Source organism: Polynucleobacter sp. JS-JIR-II-50, from assembly GCF_018687895.1.
Taxonomy (GTDB): domain Bacteria; phylum Pseudomonadota; class Gammaproteobacteria; order Burkholderiales; family Burkholderiaceae; genus Polynucleobacter.
The window spans coordinates 1,199,948-1,212,271 of the sequence record NZ_CP061307.1; the positions used below are offsets into that span (position 1 = coordinate 1,199,948).

Sequence of the window (12,324 nt, forward strand, 5' to 3'; positions counted from 1 at the left end):
CAGTAGTTAATGTGAGGTTGCCGTTAAAGGTCACAGCAGTTGTCGCAACGCCATTGCTAATTGCTAAGGAAGCCGCGCTGACTGCACCGCTAAAGGTTGTGCCACCGGAGTTGGTAATGGTGAGTGTGCCGATATTGGTGCCCACTGCCCCACCTACGGCTACTGCACCGCTAGTATTAATCGTCAGGTCGGCAGTACCACTGCTTGGACCAGTGACAGTAGTTAAAGTAATTGGGGTAGCTGCAGTAGCGCCTACAGTTAAGCTGTTATTAAGGTTAATTGCACCAGTTGTGATCTGACCGGTAGAAGTGCCACCGATAGTAGATGTTCCACCAATCGTTACAGCAGTATTGCTATCACCCAAAGTGATGAGGCCAGTACCTGCAGCAGTCACAGTACCGTTCACAGCAATACCACTTGGCGCAGTCGCTACAACACCGCCAGTGAAGTTGATCGTGTCACTGCCGTTACCTAAAGCAACCGTTCCGGTATTTGCAAATGTTGTGGCACCAGCGATGGTGTTGCTAGAACCGTTTATTGCAACGTTAAATGCATTTGCACCCGCGCTAGCGTTTACAGTCAATGCAGTTGCAACGCTCAGATTGTCATTGAAGGCAATCGTTGTTGCATCAGTGCTGTCGGCAAGAGCAATAGTTCCTGCTGAAACGGTGCCGTTAAATGTAGCACCACCAGAGTTAGTAATAGTCAGTGTCCCGATATTGGTGCCCACTGCCCCGCCAACGGTAACAGTGCCAGCCGTAACAATCGTGAGGTCTGCCGTACCTGTAGAAGGGCCAGTAATGCTAGACAGGCTTATGGCATTAGAACGTGTAGACAATGTTCCGAGCGTTAAGCTGTTATTGAGGTTAATGGCGCCGGCAGTAATCTGACCGGTAGAAGTGCCGCCAATAGTAGAAATGCCATCAATCGTTACAGCCGTATCTGAATCACCCAATGTAATGACGCCGGTACCGGCTGCAGTGACTGTGCCGTTGACGCTAATTGCACTAGGCGCAGTAGCTACAACACCGCCAGTGAAGTTTATCGTGTCACTGCCGTTTCCTAAAGCTAGCGTGCCGGTGTTATTAAAGGTCGTAGTGCCGGCAATAGTATTTGTGCCACCATTAATTGCAACGTTATAGGCCGCTGATCCTGCCCCAACTGTCATACCGGTTGTGAGAGTGAGGTTGCCACTAAAGGCAACAGTATTGCTGGCAGTTGTACTAGTAATCGCTAGTGTGGCTGCATCTACCGTACCGCTGAACGTTGTGCCACCAGAATTACTAATGGTGATGGTTCCTATGTCTGTGCCAACATTACCTAGAACGCGCACTGTACCAACTGAGTTAACCACAATATTGGATGCGCCAGATAGGACTCCAGGCGTACTGGTTGCTGTACCTGAGATGGACTTCACTGATATCAGGCCCGGACCACCATTACCCAATGTCAGAGTGACGTTATCGCCTAAGGTAATTGCACCCAAGATGACATCAACGTTCGGGTTGTAATAGGAAGTATCAGCATTCAGTGTTAGGCCGCGATCAGCACCCAAGTCATAGCCGTTGGTAGGATCTACCGTGCCAATATTGGTATTACCTGTACCAGTAAATGCCAATGATTTGAGCTTAATAACTAGGCCGGCATTACCAGCAACGATATTGCCTGTGCCATTGTTAACATTAAAGGCATAAGTGCCATCAGCGGTTCCAGTTCCACCATTAATTGTTCCAGCAGTAACGTCTGAGTTTGTCGTATTGATAGTGACATCAGAGAACAATTGGGTTGTTCTTGATGAGCCCTTCAGATCAACTGCCCCAGTAGTATTAATGGCGCCATATAACTTATTGATACCTGTGCCATAAAGCGTGAAGGTGGTTAATTTAGATGAAGATGATCCGACTGCAGCCAAACTAATATAGCCAGAGCCATTGCTAATTCCAAGGCTAAACACGCCGGTGGTATCACCCAGCGTTACGTTACCGTTGCTAGAGCTTGTAATGCTGGAATTGACTTGCAACGGATTAGTACGAGAAGTACCCTTCAAGTCAATATTGCCAGTAGCAGTAATAGCGGATGGTAGATAGTTATCACCTGTACCCTGCAATGTAAGACTGCTAATAGCAGTTGATTGCCCTACTGTTCCACCAAAGGTGATGCGTGCTGTACCACTGTTGATAGTCAGGTCACGTGCGCCATTAATAGTAGCTGTAGAACCGCTAAATACAATTGCTGCATCAACTGAAGTCAGAGTTATGGCGCCAGTAGAAAGTGTTATTGGACCGGTATAGGTCTGAGTACCCACCCCAGAAGAAATATTGGCACCAATCGTCATGCCCGCAGAACCAACCAGCGCAAGATTACCCGTAGTAGTAATGCCGACAGAATTTACGCTACCTACTGTATATGCAGTTCCTTGGGTAAATGACACTACGCCAGCATTAGCAGCCAAGGTAGTAATGGCATTTGCTGAGCCTGTATTAGTCAGGGTGAATGTACCGCTACCCAAGAGCTCCAAACCAGACGCAGCCACTTTTTGTGACTGGGTAACGGTACCGGCAGAACTCAATGTGGTGTTACCTGTAGTAGTGAGGCCTACTGTATTAACCGTGCCGATCGCAAAGCCACTATTTTCTAGGAAAGAAACACTGCCAGTGCTACCCGCCAAAGTAGTAATAGCGTTGCTAGTGTTAGTCAACGTGTAGCTCGCACCTGTACCAAGCAGTTCAAGACCTGCAGCACTAATGGATCCACTAACGCCCTGAGTGACTGAGCCTGTTGTATAGAGAGTTAAATTATCTGAGCCAGTATTAAATGCACCGATAAACTCAATGCCGCCACTGCTTGCTCCATAGTTGTAGAGCTTGATGTAATCACTATAGGTGAATGTGCCTGCTGTGATTTTTCCAGTTGCACTGGCTGATCCAAAGGTAATGCTGCTAAATCCATTGCTTAGATAACCCAATTCAGTGTCATCGAGGTTTAATGTACCGGCTGCAGCACTACCCAAACCAATGGTTGTAGTTGCGGTCTTCGGTGCAATCGTGAGCGTAGAAGTACCTGAGATTGCAGCACCAAGGTTAATGGCATCAGTATTGATGGTTAATGTGTTAGCACCCATCGCAATAGAGCCTGAAGCTCCAGTAGTAAAGGTACCAGCAGTAATAGTTGTAGCACCCAAAACAGTAGTAGATGTGCCGCCGACTACTCCGTTCATGGCTACAGCGCCATTACCAGCATTAATCGAAAGTGTTTTAGCGGTACTGTTATTGCTATTTAATGTGCCATTAAATGTCACATTACTATCGGTGGTTGCTAATGCAGTATTTGCAGTAAGGGTTACCGCACCACTATAAAGCTGGGTGCCAGTTGTAGTGATATTGGCGCCAATGTTAGTAGTGCCAGATACTGAGAGATTAGTAACTCCTGAAATCGCACCATTAACAACCGCATTACCTGTAATAGCATAGACACCAGCGCCAACCAAGGTCGAACTATTAGTTGTTGTAGCCGCCGTGATATTTGTAGCGCCCAGAGCAACTAAGTTACCTACAGTACCAGTGAAAGTAACACTACCTGTACCAGCACCTATCGTCAGCGCCTTAGCTAAGCTAGAGCTATTTAAGGTTGTAGCAAAAACAATATTGCTATCAGTAGTATTGAGTGTTGTTGCAGCACCCAAGGTAACTGCATCGTTATACGTTTGCGCACCAGCAGTAGTTATAGAACCACCGTTAATTGCAGTCGTGCCGCCAGTATTGGTGGTTACGGATGCTGCTGATACCGCAGCACTAAATGTTGTAGTACCCGTAGAGTTAACGGCCAAGGCACCCAGTGCCTGACTTGATCCGACGGCACCGCTAAATGTGACGTTACCTCCAGCAGCTGAAACGGTAAGCGCTTTATTTCCATTGACGGTTCCACCAAAGGTAATGCCAGGAGTAACTCCTGTTGTAGTCAGAATGATGTAGCCATTAGCGCTGTTCGATAACAAAGTTGTCGTATCTGTTACGCTGCTGACACTAACGCCAGATGTGACGCCATTCAGACCACGGTTACCACCCTGACCAGTCCATTCGCTATATGCGAGCGGCGAAGTTGTCAAACCGCCTCGAAGACCGCCACCGCCACCACCAGATCCACCACCATCGCCACTAGTCGTGCTTGGACCAGCTGCACCGGCATAAGTACCAACAGATTGATAACGACCTGCATCCGCACCTGCTGTCACCCCTGCAGCTTGACCTGTACCGCCACCGCCACCTGCGCCGCCAGCAAAAATATAATCGGCACCACTTACGCCAATACGAATAACTGAAGCAGCGCCACCGCCACCGCCACCGCCCGACCAACCACTTGGGCCATCGTCACCACCGGTTCCACCATTACCAACGCCTAGAGCATTAGTGCCTCCGGCAGTTAATCCGCTAGGGGCTGAAACACTGGTTGTCCCGCCGCCACCAGGGGCAAGTTGCAATACCGTACCTGGTGTTACAGAAAGGGTCGCAATATAACGGCCTGAAACACCCGTGCTTGCGCCTATTTGACCGTCATCGCCACCCTTACCACCCGCACCACCCACCAACTCTACAGTTACTGAATTTCCGGCAATCGTTACAGTTTGCACAGACCCAGAATAGTTATAAGTTGTATTTAATGCGCTAGATCCAACTGAATTCAGAGTCGCATCGGCAGCTATTACCACAGGACCAGAATAGGTTTGAGTACCTATAGTAGTAATGTTTCCGCCAATTGAAATATCACCCGCAGTGGTAATACTCAAGCTGCTCAGGTTTGTCGAATTACCAATTGCAGTAGCAAAAGTGACGGGGCCGCTTGTTGAGCTAATAGTGAAGGCTTGAGCACCATTAATTGTGGATGTATTGCCAACAAACTCAATTGAGCCAGTTGTTGACGATAGGGTCACCGCATTAGTCAGTGTGATTGGGCCGGTATAGGATTGATTACCAGCTCCACTTGAAATATTTGCGCCAAATGAGATGCCGCCCGTGCTACTGAGCGTTAAATTGCCAGTGGTTGTCAAACCAACCGTATTCACGGTACCAACTGCAAAGCCGCTGTTCTCCAAGAAGGAAACAGTGCCAGTGTTACCTGCCAAAGTCGTGATGGCATTAGAGGTATTTGTGAAGGTATAAGCGCCGCCTGAACCGAGGAGCTCTAATCCGGCAGCAGCGATTAAATTGGATTGGGTTACTGTTCCAGCGCTACTTAAAGTGGTATTGCCACTAGTAGTCAGGCCAACTGTATTAACGGTACCAATATCGAATCCACCGTTATCCAAGAAGGAAACAGTACCAGTGCTACCTGCCAATGTAGCGATGGCATTACCAGTGTTAGTTAAGGTGTAAATACCATTGGCGCCAAGCAATTCCAAACCAACAGCTGCTACTTTTTGTGACTGGGTTACGGTACCGGTAGAACTTAGGGTGATGTTGCCTGTAGTGGTGAGGCCGACTGTATTCACAGTGCCGATCGCAAAGCCACTGTTCTCCAAGAAGGAAACAGTACCAGTATTACCTGCCAAGGTAGTAATGGCGTTACCAGTGTTGGTTAAGGTGTAGATACCACCAGTACCGAGGAGTTCTAGATTGGTGAGTGTTAATGCTTGTGACTGAGTCACCGTACCAGTTGAGCTCAATGTCAAGGTCGTTGCAGTCACACCATTTGTTGAACCGACTGTACCAATCGCAAAGCCACTATTTTCCAAGAATGAAACAGTACCGGTATTGGCTGCCAAGGTTGTAATGGCATTAGAGGTATTGGTTAAGGTGTAAGTACCGCCAGAACCCAAGAGTAAAAGACTTGGGCTGCTAATCAAATTAGACTGAGTAACTGTTCCAGTAGAGCTTAATGTCAAGCTAGTAGCAGCAGTAAATCCAACAGTATTGACTGTACCGATCGCAAAGCCACTATTTTCCAAGAAGGAAACAGTGCCGGTATTACCTGCCAAGGTAGTAATGGCGTTACCAGCGTTGGTTAAGGTGTAATTACCATTGGTGCCTAAGAGCTCAAGATTGGTAACGGTCAATGCCTGAGCTTGTGTAACCGATCCAGTTGAGCTCAATGTCAAGGTCGTTGCAATCACACCATTTGTTGAGCCGACTGTACCAATCGCAAAGCCACTATTTTCCAAGAAGGAAACCGTGCCGGTATTAGCTGCCAAAGTGGTAATGGCATTAGAAGTGTTGGTTAATGTATAAGCACCGCTAGAACCTAGAAGCAAGAGACTTGGGGTGCTAATCAAATTAGACTGAGTAACTGCTCCAGTGGAGTTCAGCGTCACACTAGTGCTAGCTGTCAAACCAATGGTATTGACGGTGCCAATATCAAATCCGCCGTTATCAACCAAAGAAACAGTGCCGGTATTACCTGCCAAGGTAGTAATGGCGTTACCAGTGTTGGTTAAGGTGTAGATACCACCAGTACCGAGGAGTTCTAGATTGGTGAGTGTTAATGCTTGTGACTGAGTCACCGTACCAGTTGAGCTCAATGTCAAGGTCGTTGCAGTCACACCATTTGTTGAACCGACTGTACCAATCGCAAAGCCACTATTTTCCAAGAATGAAACAGTACCGGTATTGGCTGCCAAGGTTGTAATGGCATTAGAGGTATTGGTTAAGGTGTAAGTACCGCCAGAACCCAAGAGTAAAAGACTTGGGCTGCTAATCAAATTAGACTGAGTAACTGTTCCAGTAGAGCTTAATGTCAAGCTAGTAGCAGCAGTAAATCCAACAGTATTGACTGTACCGATCGCAAAGCCACTATTTTCCAAGAAGGAAACAGTGCCGGTATTACCTGCCAAGGTAGTAATAGCGTTACCAGTGTTGGTTAAGGTGTAGATACCACCAGTACCAAGAAGCTCAAGTCCGGCCGCGATAATAGGCGCACCACTTGCTTGCGTCACTGATCCCGTTGTGTAGAGAGTGAGGTTATTGCTTCCAACGCTTACTGGAGCAATGAACTCAATACCACCACTACCTACACCATAGTTCAATAACTTAATGTTATCTAGGTAAGTGTATTCAGCAGCAGTAATTTTTCCAGTTGCCGTGGCTGATCCAAAGGTAATAGAAGAGAAACCGTTTGTCAGGAGACCAAGCTCAGTGTCATTTAAATGCAGGTCACCCGTAGCTAATGTACCCAAACCGATTGTAGTTGTCGCTGTTTTTGGCGCAATCGTTAGAGTTGAAGTGCCGGTAATTGACGCGCCAATATCTAAGGCATTAGTTGTAATGGTTAAGGCATTAGCCCCCATGTTGATAGTGCCACTAGCGCCAATATTTACGGTGCCGCCAGTGATGCTGGTTGCACCCAACACATTCGAGCCACCCACTGCCCCATTAATAGCTACCGTTGCTGTACCGGCATTGATACCTACCGTACGCGCAGAAGTATTGTCATAGCTATTGATAGTGCCATTAAAGGTGATGTTGCTATTCGTTGTTGAGAAAACAGTATTTTGTTTAATTAATACTGAGTTATTAAACGATTGAGTACCAACCGTAGTTACGGTGGGTGTATCAATAACAGTTGTACCAGCTGAGCCAGTTAAGAAACTGGTGCTAGTAATAGGCTGATTAATAGTAATGGTTCCGGAGCTATCCAATGAAACCACATTCAACGGCACTACGTTACCTACCAAGCCGCTAAATGTAATGTTACCTGTTCCAGTTTGAAGATTTAAATTCTCAGCCCCGGCCGTAGTTCCGTTTAGATTGCTCGAGAATGACAAGGCCTGGTTAGCAGTAATCATGGTGACGCTACCAGAGATGACTACTGGGTCATTAAAGGTAAATGTTGCATCCCCAACCGCAATCATGTCTGCACCAACCGAGATATTGGCACCATTGGTATCCAATACCAATGGATCAACCACATTCATGTTGGTGGAGATGGTGATCTGACCAGTAGTTGGTGAACCGATAGTCATGCCAGTGAAGCCATTCTTCAGATAAGCAAGCTCGGTAGCTGTGATATTTAAAACAGTATCGGTATTGTTATTAGAGCCGCCAACCACAATCGTATTACCGCTGGTATATGGCTTAATCACCAATGTCGATTGACCATAAACATCGGCTGTTGGGTTGAACTCATCGCCAAAGAAAGTTAATGCACCCAGACCATGACCACTACTACCCATTGCTGCGGTAGTAATCACACCAGTACCAGAAGTTAAGGTCAAGGCAATATTGTCACCAGTCAAAGGCGCCGCTAGAGTCAACGCTCTATTAGATGTGCTAGAACCGCCAGAAGTATTAATAGTTGTAGCGGCCGTCAATCCAATAGAGGTGCTTGATGTACCAATAGTAGTTGGGCCACTACTTGTAAATGCTCCAGCTAAAGAAATTGAGCTTGGCGCAGTCGCGGTAAATCCACCGCTAAAGGCAAATGTATCAGTGCTTGCATCTCCCAGAGTCAACGAGCCTGTATTACCAAATGCTGTTGCATTGGAGATCGCTGTTGAGGCCCCAGTAAAAGCAAGGTTATAGGCGCCTGATCCAGTGGTTAAGCTTTGTACACCGACTTGGCCACCAAAACTCACAGCACCAGTTTGGGACGCATCAATTGCAATCGTGCCTAAAGTATTCGCAACAGATGCAGTTGAAGAGATTGATAGGTTCTTGATAGTGGCATTTAAGCCTTCATTATGAGCATGATATGCGCTACCAATACTCAATAAATTAGATGATGGCGTCAATTGGCCTGCAGCTGTAGCAGACATTTTGAGTACATTATTTGAATAGATATTGAGAGTACCGTTTGTACCGTCATAACTATAGGTAATTTTGATGGTGACATACGCGCTACCTGATCCACATGATCCGCAACCAAATAAATCCACACCACTGGAGCCCCCAGGCTGTACATTTTTCAGATATAAATTGTCACCACGCAAAGTTCTTACTAGAATGCCGTCAGTGTAGTTTCCGTAAGAGAAGATGGTATTTAATCCACCCGAATCAAGGCCGCCAGAATTAACCATGTAATCAGCCTGATAGGTCCAAGTTTGACCCAAGTTAATAGTCATCTGGTAAGGATTGGTGCCGTTAGATGTAGTTACCCACGTAGTGCCACCGGATATATAACTAGTAGATGAACCATTTCCATTGCCTACGTCTGCTGCAGCATTAAAGCTTCCGGCACCCGTCTTGATAGAAAGCGTTAACCCGGCTGTATTTGCTGAAATACTGCCGTTTACTGTCGCATTGCCACCTGTACCTAAACCGGAAATACCGGATGTATTTCCGGTTGTATCAAGCGAAACGTTGCCGGCCATATTGACTGAGCTTCCAATAGTCATATCACCAGATGTTTGAACTGTGCCCATTACATTCAAGGCGCTTGGTGCAGAAATTGTCAAAGAGCCTAATACAGCAAATGTATCGCCAGTTTGACTATTAATTGTTAAGGTGCCGGTATTGTTAAATACCAAGCTATAAGAATTCGAACCTGTTGTACCAATTACACTAGTGCCGTTTGAGCCATTATTCAGAATAATGTTGTAGGCAGTATTACCTGTTACCAAACTTGTAGCAGTAATGACACCATTCGTTGTTATTAAACCTGCTTGACCAGTGGTTCCAAGCCCAAGAGCGCCAATACCATTTAATGCAGAATTCACATTGATTGCTGCAGAACCACTATTCAATGTCAGGTTTGTACTGTTACCAGTTACCGTATTGGATGTTGATGCGCCAATCGTGATAATTCCGCTTGCGGTAGTAATAGCGCGAGTACCGCTACCACCCAATACGATGTCACCATTGAGAGTTACTGGACCAGAACTGGTTGTGATGCTTCCTGCATTCCAGGTTAAAGGACCGCCAACTGTAAATGCCGCATTTGTAGAACTTGCAGCGGCAAGATCGTGACTCAATGTCATCGTATTGCTGGAGGTAAAGGTCACTGGGTCTTTAAAGCTAAGGTTGGATTGTGAGGTGATAGCACCTGAGTAGCCAACTCCACCTATCGTGATGCCGCTAAAGCCATCAACCAGATAGGCAATATCTGCAGTCTTCAGATTTAGGACGGTAGATATAGTGTTATCTGCGGAACCTAGATAAATACCTCTAGTCAGAGTCTTCGGAATAATTGCCAAAGCGCCTGTACCAGATAAATTTCCGCCTAATGTAATGACATCAACAGACAACGTTAAGTTATTAGCAGAAGCAGCCACAGTTGAGCTTGTGGTCAGCGTATTTGCTGTAATAGTCGCAGGTGTTGCAACGGTAACAACGCCTGTATATGTTTGAGAACCTGTAGTAGTAATGCTGGCAGCATTAATAGTGGTGGTCCCAGAAACAGATAGATTGGTCACATTGGAGAGTGCACCGTTAAATACTGCATTACCGGTAATGGCCAAAGCATTGGTGCCACCAGCTACTGTTGAGTTAAAGGTAGCGCTCGTGCCTGAGAGGGTAATATTGCCAGTTGCCAAAGTCACCGCACCGGTATAGGTTTGTGTGCCACTAGTGGTGATATCACCATTTAAGGTGATGCCGTTACCGGTAATTGCTAGAGTGCCAGAAGTAATGCCCGCTACGGAGACTGCTCCATAAGTACTTAATGTGAGGCTATTTGTGCCGCTAGCCAATGCACTACTTGCAGTAATTGAACCGCCGCCTGAAGTGGCTTTACTACGGATGGTGACTGGGTCAGTAAAGGTATAAGGCGTCGTGTAGTTAATCGCAATTGCGCCAGTACCTGTTGCGCTGCCAATCGTGATTGAAGCAAAGCCATCAGTCAAGCGACCTAACTCAGTATCGTCAAGCGCTAATGCACAAGCAGCGCCACCGCATGAGGTTGAGGTAATAGAACTACCTAAACCGATCGTCGTTGCATCGGTCTTTGGCTGAATTACGAGCGCTGCACTACCAGAGAGTGCGCCACCTAAGCTAATCGCATCAGTAGTTAAGGTCAATGCATTGCCGCTAGCCGCTAAGGTAGAGCCTGTAGTAATGCTAGAAGCGGAGAGTGTTAATGCAGCGCCTACGGTAGTAGCGCCGGCATAGGTCTGACCGCCACTGGTAGTGATGTTAGCGTTAATGGTTGAAGTGCCTGATACAGATAAGGCTTTATTAGCACCAGTTAAGGTTACGGTATCGGCTGTTGCATCACCAAATACTGCGTTACCGGTAATGGTAAGACCATAAGCACCAGTCACCGTATCTTTGAAGGTTGCTGTAGTTGCAGCTAAGGTGGTGTCAACACCCAAAATAACGGCATCGTTATAGGTTTGTGCACCAGAGGTAGTGACTGTAGCGCCATTGAGAGCTACGGTACCGCCCGCATTGGTTGTTACAGAAGCAGCTGTGACTGCGGCACTAAAGGTGGTTGCGCCAGTAGTGTTGACAGTCAAGGCACCAAGAGCGCCATCTGTTGCACCACCGACGATACCGGTGAAGGTCACGTTACCAGAGCCAGCAGAAACTGTCAGTGGATTAGCAGCAGTAGCGTAGCTATTGACTGTGGAGGAGAAGGCGACTGTACCGTTACTAGAGGAGCTATTCAGATTTACTGCAGAGCCAGTAATTGTTACGGCTCCGATATAAGCTTGATTGCTAGAGCTAGTGATATTGGCAGCAATATTCGAAGTGCCGGAGACACTTAAAGTAGTTATGCCAGAAATAGCGCCATTCACTACAGCGTTACCAGTGATAGCCAAGGTACTATTACCAACCCAAGTTGAACTATTCGTTGTTGTTGCTGCGGTAATCGCTGTTGCTCCTAGCGCAGCTGAACCGCCAACCGCGCCTGTAAAGGTAACCGCTCCGCTACCCGCAGCAATATTCAGTGTACGGGTAGTAGCATCGCTATTCAGCGTGCCGCCAAATCCTACGTTGCTATTAGTAGTAGTCAGGGTGATATTGGTTGCCAATCTCACTGCGCCGGTATATGTCTGAGTTCCTGTAGTCGTTACATTACCAGTCAATGTAATGCCAGTTGCATGACTTGTTGTTAATGAGATTGAAGCCAGGCCAGTTGAATTACCAAGAGCGCCGCTAAAGGTAATAGCCCCTACTCCAGCATCCACTGTAAATGCCTGAGCACCATTAATAGTGCTTCCAAAGCTGATGGCATTACCAGTTGAAGATGCGCCTTTAGATGAGGTATTTACAGCTGCACCCAAAGTCACCGCACCGGTATAGGTTTGTGTGCCACTAGTGGTGATATCACCATTTAAGGTGATGCCGTTACCGGTAATTGCTAGAGTGCCAGAAGTAATGCCCGCTACGGAGACTGCTCCATAAGTACTTAATGTGAGGCTATTTGTGCCGCTAGCCAATGCACTACTTGCAGTAA

1 protein-coding gene (running past one end of the window) is annotated in these 12,324 nt (G+C 46.8%); it reads right to left on the reverse strand.

Features of this window, described 5'->3' with window-relative positions; genetic code table 11:
- Positions 1-12,324, reverse strand: part of the annotated coding region (locus tag FD963_RS06195) for an autotransporter-associated beta strand repeat-containing protein (protein WP_215361157.1) (this coding region is incomplete at its 3' end). Its footprint extends 22,021 nt past the window's final position; 12,324 of its 34,345 annotated nt are in view.